The sequence below is a fragment of the Vibrio sp. 10N.261.52.C11 genome, assembly GCF_041471405.1.
Taxonomy (GTDB): domain Bacteria; phylum Pseudomonadota; class Gammaproteobacteria; order Enterobacterales; family Vibrionaceae; genus Vibrio; species Vibrio crassostreae_C.
Window position 1 is genome coordinate 102642 of sequence record NZ_JBFROI010000005.1, and the last position, 17554, is coordinate 120195.

The window sequence follows — 17554 nt, forward strand, 5'->3', positions numbered from 1 at the left end:
AGATCCCTTGACTTATCCTTGCTACATTCTAAATCGTAACATTACGTTAACACGCTATTTTACAAAACGGTTTCACAAAAACAGTTTCTACGAAAACGGAATAAAGGAGAAGGCAATGGCGTTCGAATCTACGGAACATGCTCAAGCCTACTGGAAGGAAAACTTGGGAATTATGGGAACACTGCTCGCGGTCTGGTTTGCGGTGTCTTACGGCGCTGGCATCTTATTTGTGGATGCCCTCAATACCGTTCAGTTTGGCGGGTTCAAGCTAGGATTTTGGTTCGCTCAGCAAGGTTCGATATACACCTTCGTGGCGCTGATATTTATTTACGTTGTCCGCATGAATGCGCTCGACAAAAAATACAACGTACAGGAAGACTAGAGGCTAGAACATGGATATTCAAACTTGGACGTTTATTCTCGTCGGTATTACTTTCGCGGTATATATCGGCATCGCAATCTGGGCTCGTGCAGGGTCTACTAGTGAGTTCTACGTTGCTGGCGGTGGTGTACACCCAGTAGCAAACGGCATGGCGACCGCCGCTGACTGGATGTCGGCAGCATCATTCATCTCAATGGCAGGTATCATCTCATTCGTTGGTTACGACGGTGCGGTTTACCTAATGGGTTGGACAGGTGGTTATGTACTACTTGCGCTATGTTTAGCACCTTACCTACGTAAGTTCGGTCAGTTTACGGTTCCTGATTTCATCGGTGAGCGTTACTACTCGAAAACGGCACGTATGGTAGCGGTATTCTGTGCAATCTTCGTATCGTTTACGTACGTTGCAGGCCAGATGCGTGGTGTGGGCGTTGTATTCTCTCGTTTCCTAGAAGTTGATATTAACCTAGGCATCATCATTGGTATGGGTATTGTGTTCTTCTACGCAGTACTAGGTGGCATGAAAGGCATCACTTATACGCAGGTAGCTCAATTCTGTGTCCTCATTTTCGCCTTCCTTGTTCCAGCAATCTTTACCTCAATCATGATGACAGGTAACCCACTTCCACAAGTTGGTATGGGCTCTACGCTATCAGGCACAGATGTTTACCTTCTTGATAAACTGGATGGACTGACCGAAGAACTCGGATTTACCGCCTATACCGAAGGTAACAAGAGCATGGTAGATGTATTCTTCATCTGTGCGGCTCTAATGGTCGGTACTGCGGGTCTTCCACACGTAATCATTCGTTTCTTCACGGTACCAAAAGTACGTGATGCTCGTATCTCAGCGGGTTGGGCACTACTGTTCATCTCATTGCTATACACAACAGCACCAGGCGTTGCAGCATTCGCTCGTGTAAACATGATCGAAACAATCAACGGCCCTGACATGCAAGGTGTCGCTGCAGCGGACGCACCAAGCTGGTACAAAAACTGGGAAAGCACTGGCCTAGTAGGTTGGGAAGATAAGAACGGCGATGGCAAAATGTTCTACTCGGGCGATGAGCGCAACGAGATGAAGATTAACCGTGACATCATCGTACTGGCTTCTCCAGAGCTAGCGAAACTACCAAACTGGGTTGTAGCACTGCTTGCAGCCGGTGGCCTAGCAGCCGCACTATCAACAGCCGCGGGTCTACTATTGGTCATCTCAACGTCGATTTCACATGACTTGTTGAAGAAAGGCTTCAGACCAAACATGACCGACAAGCAGGAGCTGTTAGCCGCTCGTCTGGCAGCCATGGTCGCGATTGTCGGTGCCGGTTACTTAGGTATTAACCCACCAGGCTTTGTAGCACAGGTAGTAGCGTTTGCCTTCGGCTTAGCCGCAGCATCCTTCTTCCCAGCGATTATCCTAGGTATCTTCTACAAGAAGATGAACAAGGAAGGCGCAATTGCAGGTATGTTGTCAGGTATTGCCTTCACAGCAAGCTACATCATCTACTTCAAGTTCATTAACCCAGCAGCAAGCACACCTGAAAACTGGTGGTTTGGTATCAGCCCAGAAGGCATCGGTACGCTAGGTATGTGTCTAAACTTCGTAGTATCGATTGCTGTAAACAAAGTAACTGCTGAAGTACCACAAGATGTACAAGATATGGTTGAGAACATCCGTTACCCGAAAGGTGCAGGTGAAGCTCACGACCACTAAGCACGACCATTAAACAAAGATGTTTAGCAAAAAATGAATCAGTACTTACATTGTAGGGATTAGGTACTGACTCCAGAAAGCCGATACTTCGTGTATCGGCTTTTTCTTTTTCTGCTCACTTTATAAAAAGATAAACAAAGGGTTGTTTTTAAAATTTTATTTGATAATAATTATCATTAACATCCAATAAAGAGATGCAGATGATGATGAAAGAGCAGCAGGTTCTCTATTCGAGATTTTACAAAGCACAGGATCGCTTTGCTTCATTAGAACAAGTTCAAGGCCATGAGCCGTTTGTAATTCGAGAGTATATCGAGTGTGCACTGACGCTTTCGGCTTACTATGAAAAGCATGCCGCTCAAGAAAACATCTTGTTGTGCGAGCTGTATCTACGCCAAGTTTTCTTTCATTTGATTGAAGCGATTGAGTCTCCTCAGCGCAGTTTCGCCTTTCGTCATATCTGCCTAGACTCTATTCACTCACCACTATTTTATTTGAAGCGCCACTACTGCCAGCAACCTCAAGGCCAAGCGCGTTTTTTGAATCTCAGCCAAACACTAAAACAAGTCCAAGCCCCACTTGGCTAACAAGGATAGAACATGACCCTACAATTTCGGAATGAAAAAGACAGCATGGGCGAAGTGAAAGTCCCTGCCGATGCGCTATACCAAGCACAAACTCAGCGTGCAGCGGATAACTTCGCGTTTAGCTCTCACAAGATGCCGACCAGTTTTATTCAAGCACTGGCGTTAATTAAACAGGCAGCGGCAGATACCAATGCTCAGTTAGGTCTACTGGAAGGTGATATTGCCAACGCGATAGCCGAAGCCAGCCAAGAGATCATTGAGGGTAAACACCTCGATCAATTCCCTATCGATGTCTACCAAACCGGTTCAGGTACCAGTTCCAACATGAATGCCAATGAAGTGATTGCTACGCTTGCCTCAAGAAGCTTGCAAGGCGACGTGAACCCCAATGATCACGTCAACATGGGCCAAAGCAGTAACGATGTGGTGCCAACCGCAATTCAAGTGAGCGTTGCTTTGATGGCTGAAAATAAGCTATTACCTGCATTAACTCACCTTTCTGAAGCACTCACCATCAAACAACAGGAACTTGCGGAGGTCGTGAAGACCGGCCGCACTCATCTAATGGATGCGATGCCAATGACCTTTGCTCAAGAGCTAGGTGGTTGGAAATTTCAGATAGAACACGCTAAGCAAGCAATAGAGAACACCCTGCCCGCTATCAAGGCTTTAGCACAAGGTGGTACTGCGGTTGGAACAGGGATCAATGCTGACCCACGCTTTGCCGATAAGTTTGCGAGTAACCTGTCTCAATCGACAAAGATCAGTTTTAGCTCGAGTGAAAACTTCTTTTTTAGCCTCAGCAGTCAAGACGCGATCGTTGCGCTGTCAGGTCAGCTCAAAACGGCAGCAGTTGCGATCATGAAGATCTCAAACGATCTTCGCTGGATGAACTCTGGGCCGTTGGCTGGCTTAGGGGAAATTGAATTACAGGCTCTACAACCAGGCTCATCGATCATGCCTGGCAAGGTAAATCCTGTGATTCCAGAAGCTGCAGCTATGGCGGCGGCGCAAGTCATTGGCAACGACACCACCATTACCGTAGCCGGACAATCAGGTAACTTCCAACTTAATGTGATGCTGCCAGTGATTGCTCATAACGTGTTGGAAAGTATTGAGTTATTGGCAAACAGCTCAGTCGCTTTAGCGGACAAAGCCATCGCGACCTTCACGGTACGCCAAGACAATCTCGATTTGGCACTGTCAAAGAACCCAATCCTAGTGACCGCACTTAACCCTGTGATTGGCTACTTGAAGGCGGCTGATATTGCCAAGAAAGCTTACAAAGAAGGCTTACCAATTCTGGATGTCGCAGAAAGAGAAACCGATCTTAGCCGAGAAGAGCTCAGTAAACTGCTTGATCCAACCACACTGACACAAGGTGGCATTGCTGGTTAGTTATTGAATTAACAAGCGAATCGGCGTTCGCAAAAAAAACAGAGACAAAAAAGGCCTCATCTGAGGCCTTTTCACTATCCGCTCACGAACGTACTAATCCGAGCCTGTTAACCCAAACTAGCTCACTCGATTCAAGACCGCTCTTAACTTAAGTGGCTTCACTGGCTTGGCAATAAAGCGAAAGCTGTTGGCCTTTATCGCTGCCAACATGTCATCGGTTCTATCGGCACTAATGATGACCCCTTCAAAAGAGTCTCCGAGGCGCAAGCGACACTGCTGCAGGACTTCGAGACCCGTTCTGCCATTATCTAAACGGTAATCAGAGAAAATCACATCAGGTAGCCAACCCTCATCTAGGCACTGCAAGCTTTCGACCAAATCAACCGCCGTCTTAACCTCACAGCCCCAACGTCCGATCAGGTTTTCCATACCGACTAAGATTTCTCGTTCATTATCGACACACAATATCTTGAGATGTTCGATGTCGCTGGTCGCCATTGGCGTCGAAGCTTGCACAACTGGAGCCACTTTTTCCGCTCTAGCTAAAGTGATGGAAAAGACACTGCCTTGCCCCGGCCATGAGCGCATCGAAATTTGATGGCCAAGCACATGAGCAATACCTTTCGAGATTGCTAACCCTAACCCCAATCCTTGATCGGCTCGTACTTGGCTGCCACGAGTAAACTCTTCAAAGATTTCTTGTTGCTTGTCTTCATCGATACCGGTTCCATTATCCCACACATCAATTCGAACCTGTCCATTGACTCTTCTCGCACCCAGTACCACTTTCCCTTCCGGGTTGTAGCGGAACGCATTGGTCAAAAAGTTCTGAATCACACGCCTCAACAGCTTAGGGTCTGAATGAATGAACAATGACGACGGAATCATCTTAAACTCAATTTTCTGTTGTCTCGCTAGAGCGCTAAATTCCGCGTTCAAATTGGTTAATACGTCATGCACGGCAATCGCGTGAATGTTGGTTTCTAACTTTCCGGACTCCAATCGAGAGATATCTAGCAAGTCACCAATCAAATCTTCTGCGGCGCCAAGTGCACTCTCGATGTGAGATGACAATTGCTTCACCTCTTGCTCTTTTGCCACCTCAGACAGTGACGAAGCAAATAGACGTGCGGCATTGAGCGGCTGCATCAAATCGTGGCTTACCGCGGCTAGAAAACGACTCTTAGATTGTGATTCTTGATCCGAAATCTGCGTGGCTTTTACCAAGCGATGATTCAGTTTTTCGAGCTCTTGAGTTCGCTCATGCACTCTCGATTCCAAGCTTTCATTGGCATCTTTTAGCGCTTGCTCTGCTTGTCGGAATACCGTGATGTCGGTAAAGCTCATCACAAAACCACCACTTGGCATTGGGTTACCTTGCACCTCAATCACTCGGCCATCAGGACGAATACGAGAAGAGGTGTGTCGAGTGCCTTGCTCAAGGTGATAAACACGGCGGCGAACGTGATCTTCCGGGTCACCTGGGCCACACAACCCTTGCTCGGCATTATGACGAATCACGTCTGAAATGGGTCGCCCAACCTGAATCAAACCCGCAGGGAATTCAAACAATTCTAGGTAACGCTGATTCCATGCAACCAGCCTCATTTGTTTGTCGATTACTGCGATGCCTTGGCCAATATGTTCAATCGCGCCTTGCAGTAAACCGCGACTGAAGTCGTACAGTTCCGAAGCTTCATCAACGATGGTCGCGACTTCTTCAAGCTGCATGTTTCTTCCCTGCAAAGCAGAAGTAAGTACTAACTTAGCAGATGAAGCACCGAATACTCCGGCGAGCACGCGCTCTGCGTGTCGAATCAGACTTGCAGGCGCTTGTTGATTAGGAAGCAGCGGCTGACCGTGTTGTTGCCAATAGCTGTGTAAGGCACTTTTGGCACGCTTACGGCCTACAAAACGCGACGCCAGCATCTCTAATTCAGCGACCGTCACTCGGTTCTGGTAAAGGCTGATATTCTCGTTTTCAGGCAGCGGCGTGCCAACAAATGCTGCTGATTGTAAGCGCTCACTTAGGCTTGGGCGAGTCGTCATCGAAACCACGGCATAGCACAAGGTATTAAGTACAATACTCAGCACAATGCCCCAGTTTGAACTGCTGATATTCCAGCTACTGAGCAGTTCTGGCGGCGTGATAATCCACAGTAAAAGGTTACTGTCACTGTCGCCAGCCAACATGCTGGTTTGGCTCATCAAGGTAATCAGCCAAATCAACGAGCCCACCATTAAGCCGACATACACGCCCTTGCGGTTACCCGGGCGCCAGTACAAACCACCAATAAGTGCTGGCGCGAATTGAGCAATCGCAGCAAAGGAAAGAAAGCCAATCGCTGACAGTGAATGGATGGTATCGAGCGCTTGATAAAACAGCCAAGCACCCAGTAACAGCAGTAAAATTAGCCCGCGGCGAATCACCAATAGCAGGCCAGAAAAGTGTCGATGGGTTCTTTGGGTTAGGCGCATACGGCGCAGTAACAGTGGCATCACTAAATCATTCGACACCATGATCGCCAAGGCGATGGTCGACACTATCACCATGCCACTTGCCGCAGACGTACCACCAAGGAAAGCCAGCAAGGCAATGTGATTAGCGCCTTCTGACATTGGCACACTGATCACATAGGTATCCGCTGGCATACCAGTAAGTAGTCCTTGTCCTGCCCAAGCAATTGGCAGCACGAACAGTCCCATCAAAATCAGGTAAAGCGGAAACAACCAGCGAGCGGTATGCAGGTCTTGAGGACGTTCGTTCTCTACCACCATGGTATGGAACTGGCGGGGCAAACAGACAATCGCCAACATGGTTAAAACGGTATGAATAATTAAGGTCGGAATATTGGGTGATTCGTAGGTGGAAGCCGCCACATCAAGCAAGTCGATCTTGTCGCTGCTCATCGCCAGATACATGATGAATAGGCCAACGATCAGGAATGCCGCGAGCTTAACGATGGATTCAAACGCCACCGCCATCATCATGCCACGGTGATGCTCTGTGTTATCAATGTGTCTTGTACCAAACAGCATGGTGAAAATAGCCAAAGCACCGACCACAAACCAAGACACATGATAGTCCTGATAACCGAAGTCAGCCGCTAGGTTGGGTGCAACAATATCCAACCCCATGGTAATACCACGCAGTTGCAGAGCAATATAAGGAAGGATACCAACCACGGCGATAACCGTCACCGCCACCGCTAAGCCCTGAGATTTTCCATAACGAGCCGCGATAAAGTCGGCAATGGAGGTGATATGTTCCCGCTTCGCAATCAGGATCAGCCGCGCCAAGATCCGCCAGCCTAGTGTAAAGACTAGAATCGGGGCGAGGTAAATGGGTAAAAAAGACCAAGGGTTGTTACTCGCCTGCCCGACCGTTCCATAGAAGGTCCAAGAGGTACAATACACGGCAATCGAAAGGCTATAGATCCACGGGCGCCAACGCGATAGCCAACGAACCTGCCTGTCTCCATACCAAGCGATCAGAAATAACACGCCCAAGTAGGCTAAAGAGACTGGAATTACTATCCATCCTTGCATTGAAAACCCTTTTTTCATCCATAAAAAAACCTCTCCATAAGGGAGAGGTTTCATTTAACTAAGGATGGGTGATTAACTCAATCGCATCGCTTAAATTCTGTGCTTTAGACTCTAATTATCAGCATTTGCTGTGAGATTCTGACTGTTCCGAATCTGATTGATTAATCTCAACCACTGAACTTCTTTCATCCAACTTAATGAACAGAGCAAGTGCACCCATTGCAGCCATGCCCCAGAAGATATTTGCGCCCCAAAGCTCATAACCCCAACCACTTAAGGTGGTCATCAGTGCAATAAAGGCACCTAATGGAATCGCGTTATACAGGGCTTGTAGCGCAACCATCTTGTTTTGTTCTTCAGATTGGATGTATTGAATCGCGGCGATGTGTGCCATGGCAAAGGTCACACCGTGCAGCAACTGCACCATCACCAGTGCAAAAATCGCCGTGGTTGATGCGGTTATACCCCAACGCGCCATCACCCCAATAGCCGCGACGACAAACAAAGTACGCAGTGACCAGCCTGAGAATAATCGCTTACTCAGAGCAAATACGGCCACTTCAGCAACAACACCTAAACTCCACAAATAACCGATGATAGCTTCTGAGTGACCCGCTTCTTTCCAATAAATCGCACTAAAACTGTAGTAAGCCGCATGACTACCTTGCAGCAGCGCCATCAAGGCTAAAAACTTTACCACTGACGACTCACGCAGCAGTTCACCTAGTTTTGGTCGCGCCGCTTGTTGCTCAGATTGTGTTACTGGCATCACATTGGGGTTTCTCATCGCAAGAATCAATGACAGCAACACACCGGCAAGCGCAGTATACAAAATCATGTCAGTGCCGAATTGTGCCACCAAATAGCCAACAACCGTTGAACCTGCGATAAAGGCAATTGATCCCCAAAGACGAGTTCGGCCGTAGTCGAGCATTTTCAAACGACTGTAATGGTTAGCCATCGCATCAGAAAGAGGAATGATCGGCCCACAACAGAGGTTAAACAGTACCGTTGCCAACAACATCAGTATAAAGCTGCCACCGGTGAAGAAGTGGAAACCGACAAACAGCAGCGCAGCGAAACTCAAACAGCGTAGCGCTGGCATCAAGTGTTCCACTTTATGGATACGCGGCGTAATCACTAAGTTGGCCACACAACGAGTCGCAAAGCCGATACCAATCAATACGCCAATATCACCAGCAGACACGCCTTGGTCTTCAAACCACAACGCCCAAAATGGCAAATACACGCCATACGCAAAAAAGAAACCAAGAAAATACTGAGAGATCCAGCCATAGGGTGAAGGGCTAAACATAAATGACCTATAAAGTGTGCGGAAAAAGGCAGCACCAATTATGCCTATCTCGCATACGATGAAAAAGGGAATTATTACTGGGATAGTATTCCCATATTCAATGGGTCTGGATATCGCATTTCAACAAGAGATTTCACGCTCATCAATACTCATACTCGCATTTAGACTAAAGTCGTCTGGAGCTTCGCTGGTATTTTGTCAGACTGATTAAAGACTCCCATTTCTTCTTGTGATGCTTATGCCTGACAAATTTAATATGCAGCACCCGCCCTTCGATAGCCTGTCCGACGCCGAACAGTTGAAGCTTCGCTCTTCATTAGACGTGGTGTATTACCGCTCTCAAGAAGTGATACTGGAAGCTGAAAGGCCGAGCCGACACCTGCATATTTTGATCAAAGGAGCTGTTGAAGAGCGCGCGAGCAGTGATGGTGAGATTTACGCACACTATGCCAATGACGATATTTTTGATGTCCGCAGCCAGTTTGAACCCCACACCAAACACCAATATATCGCACTCGAAGATACATTAAGTTATCTGCTGCCCACCGATATTTTTCTTGAGCTTTACCACGCCAATGGCCAATTCGCTGCCTACTTTGATAGCAACCTATCAACACGAAAAGCTTTGATAGAAGCCGCCCAGCAGCAACAGAATCTTGCCGAGTTTATATTAACCAAAGTGGATGACTCTATCTATCACCCACCACTGATACTTGAACCAAACCAACCGATCAACCAAGTCACTCAAACCCTTAAAGAACAAGGGTTAGACTCGGCCCTAGTCCATTTGGAACATAATGATCCAAAAGCTTTTGGATCATCATGTTCCTTGCCGTATGGAATCGTCACTCGAACCAATTTATTGCATGCTGTGATGCTCGATAATTTCACACTGGATGCGCCTGTCGGTGAGATCGCAACGTTTCCGGTGATGCACGTGAACCAAGGCGATTTCTTATTTAACGCCATGATTACCATGACCAGAAATCGAGTAAAAAGGTTGATGGTTTGTGATGGTAAAAATGCGGTCGGCATGGTGGATATGACACAGATTCTCAGTGCATTCTCCACACACTCCCACGTTCTTACTTTGCGTATTGCGCGCGCCACCAGCGTTGAAGAATTGGCAATGGCATCCAACAAACAACGTCAACTGGTCGAGAGCTTGCTCAGTAATGGGATTCGCACACGCTTTATCATGGAGCTGATTTCTGCGGTCAACGAACAGATCATAGAGAAGGCTTTTGAGTTGGTGATCCCACCTGCACTGCATAATCATTGCTGCCTAATCGTGTTGGGTTCCGAAGGCCGTGGGGAACAAATTCTCAAAACCGATCAAGACAACGCGCTAATAATTCAAGATGGCTTGGAGTGGCATCAATGCCAAAGTGCCATGAACGATCTCACCCACACACTGCAGCAATTGGGCTATCCACTGTGCCCGGGCAATGTGATGGTCAACAACCCGAAATGGGTACATTCAGAAAAAGAGTGGAAACAAACGCTCACCCGTTGGGTAAAAAAAGCCACGCCAGACACCGTGATGGATATTGCGATCATGGCAGATGCACACGCAGTAGCGGGTAATAGAGAGTTATTAAAACCTGTAAAGCAGCACCTCAGCGATTTGATGCTCGGACAAGAATTGATTCTGACGGAGTTCTGCCGCCCGGCGTTGAACTTCTCGGTCCCCCTCACCCTATTTGGCAATGTGAAGCAATCCAAGTCAGGGCTCGATATCAAACAAGGCGGTATTTTCCCAATCGTGCATGGTGTGAGAGCGCTTTGCCTAGAGCATGGTGTCACGGTCAACAACACCTTCGAACGCATTGAGCAGTTGGTCAGCAAGAAGGTATTAGAGCAAAGCACCGCAGACAATCTCAGTGAAGCTCTCAAACAATTCTTTAAGTGGCGCTTAGCCCAAAGGCTTTCTCAGCAGCACAGCAGCAACAAGATCAACGTCAAACTGATGGAGCGAGCAGACAGAGATCTGCTTCGTCATAGCCTACATGTGGTGAAGAAATTCAAGCAATGGCTAGGTTACCACTATCAGATAAGAGATTAGGCATTGAACGATGAATAGATTGGTTCGTTATTACTGGCATCACAAGCTCAAAGGCTCTCCTTATCAGCCTCTGTTTGCTACGCCTACACATAATGAATATGTATCGCTCGATTGTGAAACCACCAGCCTCGACCCTAATCAGGCGGAATTAGTCACTATTGCCGCGACCAAGATCATCGGTAACCGAATCATTACCAGCCAACCTTTTGAAGTTCGACTCAGAGCACCTCAGTCACTCGATTGCAATTCCATCAAAATCCACCGCATTCGCCATCAAGATCTAAAGCACGGTATAGAAGAGAAACAAGCCCTAATTGAGCTACTGAACTTCATCGGAAATCGTCCTTTAGTCGGCTATCACATCCGCTATGATAAGAAGATTCTCGACCGTGCCTGTTTAAAACAGCTTGGATTTCCACTGCCTAACCGATTAGTCGAAGTGAGCCAGCTCTACCAAGAGAAACTCGAAAGGCAGCTGCCGAATGCCTATTTTGACCTCAGTATCGATGCCATCTGTCGTCAGCTCGATTTACCTATCCCGGTCAATAAACATGATGCATTACAAGATGCTATCTCCGCTGCGCTGATTTTTGTTCGCCTAAAGCACGGCGACTTACCGCGCTTTAACTCTTCGTATATCTAATTCAACTACTGCCTTTCCACATAGAGAGCAATCTCTCAAAAATGAACTTAACTCGCTATTTTTTAAGTGAAAAGCGGCGTCTCATCCTAAAGTCTAATTGTGGAAATCGCCGTCCTAGCCGAGAGTGATAGCACAACGACGGTTCTGTAATAGACCTAGAAACTGAACACAAAGGAAGTTGCCAGTTCATTAGGAATGTAGGCACAAGGAGAGATGCAATGAGTGAAGCCCACGTTTATCCGGTAAAAGAAAATATTAAATCAACCACACACGCGGATAATGACACTTACCTAGCCATGTACCAGCAATCTGTTTCTGATCCTGAAGGCTTTTGGGGTGAACACGGAAAAATCGTTGATTGGATTAAGCCTTTCACACAGGTAAAAAACACCTCTTTCGACCCTGGCCACATTGATATTCGCTGGTTTGAAGATGGCACGCTTAACGTTTCGGCTAACTGTATCGACCGCCACCTTGCTGAGCGCGGTGATGAAGTCGCTATTATCTGGGAAGGCGATGACCCGGCTGATGACAAAACGCTAACTTTTAATGAACTACACAAAGAAGTGTGCCTGTTTTCAAATGCTTTAAAAGAGCAAGGCGTACGCAAAGGTGATGTGGTTTGTTTATACATGCCAATGGTTCCAGAAGCTGCTGTTGCCATGCTGGCATGTACCCGTATCGGTGCAGTCCACACAGTCGTATTTGGTGGTTTCTCACCAGAAGCTCTGTCTGGTCGTATTATCGATTCAAATTCTAAAGTCGTTATCACTGCCGATGAAGGCGTGCGTGGCGGCCGTGCTGTTCCACTGAAGAAAAACGTCGATGAAGCACTGACTAACCCTGAAGTGAAGAACATCGAGAAGGTTGTCGTATTCAAACGCACTGGCGGCGATGTTGCTTGGCACGAACATCGCGATGTGTGGTGGCACGATGCTATTGCTAATGTATCTGCAGATTGCCCACCAGAAGAGATGAACGCAGAAGATCCACTATTCATCCTTTATACGTCAGGCTCAACAGGTAAACCTAAAGGCGTTATGCACACCACAGGTGGCTACCTTGTTTATGCTGCGATGACCTTCAAATACGTATTCGATTACCAAGAAGGCGAGACTTTCTGGTGTACAGCCGATGTGGGTTGGATTACCGGTCACACATATCTTGTTTACGGACCGCTTGCTAATGGCGCAAAAACGATTCTGTTTGAAGGCGTGCCAAATTACCCGAACACCAGCCGCATGAGCGAAGTGGTCGATAAGCACCAAGTTAATATTCTTTATACGGCGCCAACGGCTATTCGTGCATTGATGGCGAAAGGCAATGAAGCCGTTGAAGGTACTTCTCGTGACAGCCTAAGAATCATGGGCTCAGTGGGTGAACCTATCAACCCAGAGGCGTGGGAGTGGTACTACAAAACAATCGGTAATGAGCAATCTCCAATTGTTGATACATGGTGGCAAACAGAAACGGGCGGTATCTTGATTGCACCGCTACCAGGCGCAACAGACCTGAAACCGGGCTCTGCAACTCGTCCATTCTTCGGTGTGCAACCGGCACTGGTTGATAACATGGGTAACATCATTGAGGGTGCAACAGACGGCAACCTAGTGATTCTTGACTCTTGGCCAGGCCAAATGCGTACCGTTCATGGCGATCATGACCGCTTCGAACAGACTTACTTCTCGACCTTTAAAGGCATGTACTTCACCAGTGACGGCGCTCGTCGTGATGAAGACGGTTACTACTGGATTACGGGGCGTGTCGATGATGTACTTAACGTATCAGGTCACCGTATGGGTACTGCTGAGATTGAATCGGCTCTAGTCGCGTTCGATAAGATTGCAGAAGCCGCGATTGTGGGCATCCCTCATGATATTAAAGGCCAAGCGATTTACGCTTACATCACGCTGAATGATGGTGAGTTCCCAACCGCAGAGCTTCATAAAGAAGTGAAAGACTGGGTACGTAAAGAGATTGGCCCAATTGCAACGCCAGATGTACTGCACTGGACCGACTCTCTACCAAAAACTCGTTCGGGTAAAATCATGCGTCGTATCCTGCGTAAAATCGCGACTGGCGATACAGGTAACCTAGGTGATACCTCGACACTGGCCGACCCAAGTGTGGTTGATAAGCTGATTGCCGAGAAAGCAGAACTGGCATAAGCAACCAGTCACAGCAGCTAATCACTGTTTAAAACAGCACTTTCTAAACCGTCACCTATGTGGCGGTTTTTTTTATGGCTGATCTTGATCTCAAATATCCCGCCCCAAATTAAGGCTAAGACGCTTTTTTGTTAAGTTGGTAACAATTCCAAGCTGTATCAATAGGAGATTAGACCAGTAAATTGCTGCGATTTGCGCTGAATTAGCTATAATCTGGTTCTAATTTTTAAATTTGGGTTTTTCTCACTGGAAATTAACCGCAAATTTTCAATAAAATGGCAACATTCACGTTCGTAAACACGATAAAGGAAGATAGCCCCACGATGTCTACAAAGTTTCGCATTCTAGTTTTAAATGGCCCAAACCTTAACCTGTTAGGCCTTAGAGAGCCCGCACACTACGGTTCTCAAACACTTGACCAGATTATTAGCTCACTGACCGAGCAAGCGAAAGCACACGATGTTGAGCTATCTCACTTACAGTCAAATCGTGAGTACGAACTGATTGAAGCTATCCATAGTGCTTATCAAAATGTTGATTTTATTATTATCAACCCAGCAGCCTTTACACATACCAGTGTGGCACTGCGTGATGCACTACTTGGCGTTGCAATACCATTTATTGAGGTTCATCTATCGAATGTTCACGCGCGTGAACCATTCCGTCACCACTCTTACCTATCTGATAAAGCAGAAGGTGTGATTTGTGGCTTAGGTGCCCAAGGTTATCAATTTGCTTTGACCGCTGCGCTCAGCAAGCTCAACTCAAAGTAAACATAAACAACGAACTATTACTAACCTACTCAGTCATAGAGTAAGTTCAATTAACAGATAAAGAGAAAGAAACAATGGATATTCGCAAAATCAAAAAGCTAATCGAATTGGTTGAAGAGTCTGGTATTTCTGAGCTAGAAATCTCTGAAGGTGAAGAGTCAGTACGAATCAGTCGTAACAGCACTGCACCTGTAGCACCTGTTCAATATGCAGCTGCTCCAGCACCTGTAGCGGCAGCAGCTCCTGCGGCGGCACCTGTAGCAGCAGAAGCAGCAGCTCCTGCAGTTCCAGCTGGTCACCAAGTTCTTTCTCCAATGGTTGGTACTTTCTACGGCGCTCCAAGCCCAGACGCAAAACCATTCGTTAAAGTTGGTCAATCTGTAACTGCTGGCGAAACGCTATGTATCGTTGAAGCAATGAAAATGATGAACCAAATCGAAGCTGATAAATCTGGTGTTGTAACAGCTATCCTAGTTGAAGACGGTCAACCAGTAGAATTCGACCAAGCTCTAGTAATTATCGAATAATAGAGAGCACTCATTATGTTAGATAAATTAGTAATCGCGAACCGTGGTGAGATTGCACTACGTATTCTGCGTGCATGTAAAGAGCTTGGCATTAAAACGGTAGCGGTTCACTCAACTGCTGACCGTGATCTTAAGCACGTACTGCTTGCAGACGAAACCATTTGTATCGGTCCAGCTCGTGGTATCGATAGCTACCTAAACATCCCTCGTATCATCAGCGCAGCTGAAGTTACAGGTGCAGTAGCTGTTCACCCTGGCTACGGCTTCCTATCTGAAAATGCAGACTTTGCAGAACAGGTAGAGCGCAGTGGCTTTATCTTCGTTGGCCCTAAAGCTGAAACCATTCGCATGATGGGTGACAAAGTGTCAGCTATCACGTCAATGAAGAAAGCTGGCGTACCTTGTGTACCAGGTTCTGACGGCCCTCTTGACGACGACGAAGCAAAAAACAAAGCGCACGCTAAACGCATTGGCTTCCCAGTTATCATCAAGGCATCTGGCGGCGGCGGCGGTCGTGGTATGCGTGTTGTTCGTTCTGAAGCAGAACTAACAGAAGCTATCGCGATGACTCGTGCTGAAGCAAAAGCATGTTTCAACAACGACATGGTTTACATGGAGAAATTCCTAGAAAACCCACGTCACATTGAAGTACAAGTGCTTGCAGATGGCCAAGGTAATGCTATCCACCTAGGTGAGCGTGACTGTTCAATGCAGCGTCGTCACCAGAAAGTTGTGGAAGAAGCGCCAGCTCCAGGTATCACTGAAGAGATGCGTAAGTACATTGGCGAACGTTGTACTCGTGCATGTATTGAGATCGGTTACCGCGGTGCAGGTACATTTGAATTCCTATACGAGAACGGTGAATTCTACTTCATCGAAATGAACACTCGTATCCAGGTTGAACACACGATTACTGAAATGGTAACGGGTATCGACCTAGTGAAAGAACAGCTACGTATTGCAGCTGGTCAGCCTCTATCATTCACTCAGGATGACATTAAGCTGCGTGGCCACTCAATCGAATGTCGTATCAATGCTGAAGATCCAGTTCGTTTCCTACCTTCACCAGGTAAGATTGAACGTTTCCACGCACCAGGCGGCATGGGCGTACGTTGGGAATCTCACATCTACACGGGTTACACAGTGCCACCACACTACGATTCAATGATTGGTAAGCTGATCACTTACGGTGAGAACCGTGATGTTGCTATCGCTCGTATGAAGAACGCATTGGGTGAAATGATTGTTGAAGGTATTAACGTTAATACTGAGCTTCAACTGTCTATTATGAACGACGAAAACTTCCAACACGGTGGTGCAAACATCCACTACCTTGAGAAGAAACTTGGTTTGTCATAATCCGTTCGTTTAAGAACAGTCAAAATGCTCACTTCGGTGAGCATTTTTGTTTTTGAACCGCCGAAAAAATCAATCTTTAATCCCCATTATATTCCGTGGGGTTTTGGTGAATTTGCTCATATTTTCTGCTAGACTCGCCATCCAATTTTTCTCATATAGAAGATGCAGCCATGCCTTGGATTCAAATCAAGCTTAATGCTACCAATGAAAATGCCGAACAAATCGGCGACATGTTAATGGAAGAGACTGGTGCTCTTTCTGTAACTTTCCTGGATGCACAAGATACCCCTGTATTTGAGCCTCTGCCAGGCGAAACTCGCCTTTGGGGTGATACTGACATTCTCGCGCTTTACGACGCTGAGACTGATACTGGTGTCGTTCTAGCGCAGATTAAAGCAAGCAACATGTTCCCTGCAGACTTTGCTCATAAAGTAGAGCAAATTGAAGACAAGGATTGGGAGCGTGAATGGATGGACAACTTCCACCCAATGAAGTTTGGTGAGCGTTTATGGATCTGCCCTAGCTGGCGCGATATCCCTGAACCTGACGCTGTTAACGTAATGCTAGACCCTGGCCTTGCATTTGGTACAGGTACTCACCCGACAACGGCATTGTGTCTTGAGTGGCTTGAAGGCTTAGACCTTGCAGGCAAAACCGTGATCGACTTCGGTTGTGGCTCAGGCATCCTAGCGATCGCTGCGATCAAACTAGGCGCAGCAAAAGTTATCGGGATCGACATTGATCCTCAAGCTCTGCTTGCATCAAAAGACAACGCACAACGCAATGGCGTTGCTGAGCAACTAGAGGTGTTCTTGCCACAAGATCAACCGGAAGGTTTGCTAGCAGACGTTGTTGTTGCCAACATTCTTGCGGGTCCATTACGCGACCTTTCTGGCATCATCAAGGGCCTAGTTAAGCCAAATGGTGTACTTGCGATGTCGGGTGTTTTAGATACACAAGCAGAAGATGTTGCCACTTATTATCGTGATGAGCTTCACATTGATCCGATCATCGAACAACAAGAATGGTGTCGAATCTCAGGTCGCAAGCAAGGCTAGACAAGACTTTGGGCGC

13 protein-coding genes are annotated in these 17554 nt (G+C 47.0%); 11 read left to right on the forward strand and 2 right to left on the reverse strand.

Annotated features, from left to right (window positions below; genetic code table 11):
• Positions 1-115: 115 nt before the first annotated feature.
• From AB4323_RS01315 to AB4323_RS01330, 4 genes are all read left to right on the forward strand, one after another.
• Positions 116-382, forward strand: coding sequence for a DUF4212 domain-containing protein (locus tag AB4323_RS01315; protein WP_010435433.1), 267 nt, complete (start codon positions 116-118; stop codon positions 380-382).
• Positions 383-392: 10 nt separating this feature from the next.
• Positions 393-2096 carry a sodium:solute symporter family protein gene (locus AB4323_RS01320; protein WP_017062715.1) on the forward strand — a complete coding sequence of 568 codons (1704 nt, stop codon included), beginning with the start codon at positions 393-395 and terminating at the stop codon, positions 2094-2096.
• Between the two features lie 200 nt (positions 2097-2296).
• Positions 2297-2683, forward strand: coding sequence for a hypothetical protein (locus AB4323_RS01325; RefSeq protein WP_017068852.1), 387 nt, complete (start codon positions 2297-2299; stop codon positions 2681-2683).
• Between the two features lie 12 nt (positions 2684-2695).
• Positions 2696-4081, forward strand: a complete 1386-nt coding sequence (locus AB4323_RS01330; protein ID WP_372151432.1) for a class II fumarate hydratase — start codon at positions 2696-2698, stop codon at positions 4079-4081.
• 117 nt (positions 4082-4198) lie between these two features.
• On the opposite strand, the gene AB4323_RS01335 is transcribed toward AB4323_RS01330, so the two are convergent.
• Together AB4323_RS01335 and AB4323_RS01340 are read right to left on the reverse strand one after the other, a co-directional pair.
• Positions 4199-7630, reverse strand: a complete 3432-nt coding sequence (locus AB4323_RS01335; protein WP_372132782.1) for a PAS-domain containing protein — start codon at positions 7628-7630, stop codon at positions 4199-4201.
• A gap of 118 nt (positions 7631-7748) precedes the next feature.
• A complete protein-coding gene (locus tag AB4323_RS01340) occupies positions 7749-8945 on the reverse strand; it encodes a 3-phenylpropionate MFS transporter (protein ID WP_017062710.1) in 1197 nt (398 codons plus the stop codon).
• Positions 8946-9177: 232 nt separating this feature from the next.
• On the opposite strand from AB4323_RS01340, the gene AB4323_RS01345 reads away from it, so the two are divergent.
• From AB4323_RS01345 to prmA, 7 genes are all read left to right on the forward strand, one after another.
• Positions 9178-11010, forward strand: a complete 1833-nt coding sequence (locus tag AB4323_RS01345; protein ID WP_372151440.1) for a DUF294 nucleotidyltransferase-like domain-containing protein — start codon at positions 9178-9180, stop codon at positions 11008-11010.
• Positions 11011-11020: 10 nt separating this feature from the next.
• Complete coding sequence (locus AB4323_RS01350; RefSeq protein ID WP_108086621.1) at positions 11021-11653, forward strand: 3'-5' exonuclease; 633 nt, start codon at positions 11021-11023, stop codon at positions 11651-11653.
• Between the two features lie 218 nt (positions 11654-11871).
• Positions 11872-13821 carry an acetate--CoA ligase gene (gene acs, locus AB4323_RS01355; protein WP_009844693.1) on the forward strand — a complete coding sequence of 650 codons (1950 nt, stop codon included), beginning with the start codon at positions 11872-11874 and terminating at the stop codon, positions 13819-13821.
• A 323-nt stretch (positions 13822-14144) separates the two neighbouring features.
• The gene (gene aroQ / locus AB4323_RS01360) at positions 14145-14594 is read left to right on the forward strand and encodes a type II 3-dehydroquinate dehydratase (protein WP_010435475.1); all 450 of its coding nucleotides are present in this window, start codon (positions 14145-14147) and stop codon (positions 14592-14594) included.
• Between the two features lie 74 nt (positions 14595-14668).
• The gene (gene accB, locus AB4323_RS01365) at positions 14669-15121 is read left to right on the forward strand and encodes an acetyl-CoA carboxylase biotin carboxyl carrier protein (protein ID WP_017062707.1); all 453 of its coding nucleotides are present in this window, start codon (positions 14669-14671) and stop codon (positions 15119-15121) included.
• A gap of 15 nt (positions 15122-15136) precedes the next feature.
• The gene (accC, locus tag AB4323_RS01370; protein WP_017062706.1) at positions 15137-16480 is read left to right on the forward strand and encodes an acetyl-CoA carboxylase biotin carboxylase subunit; all 1344 of its coding nucleotides are present in this window, start codon (positions 15137-15139) and stop codon (positions 16478-16480) included.
• Between the two features lie 170 nt (positions 16481-16650).
• A complete protein-coding gene (gene prmA / locus AB4323_RS01375) occupies positions 16651-17538 on the forward strand; it encodes a 50S ribosomal protein L11 methyltransferase (protein ID WP_017055901.1) in 888 nt (295 codons plus the stop codon).
• Positions 17539-17554 lie beyond the last annotated feature (16 nt).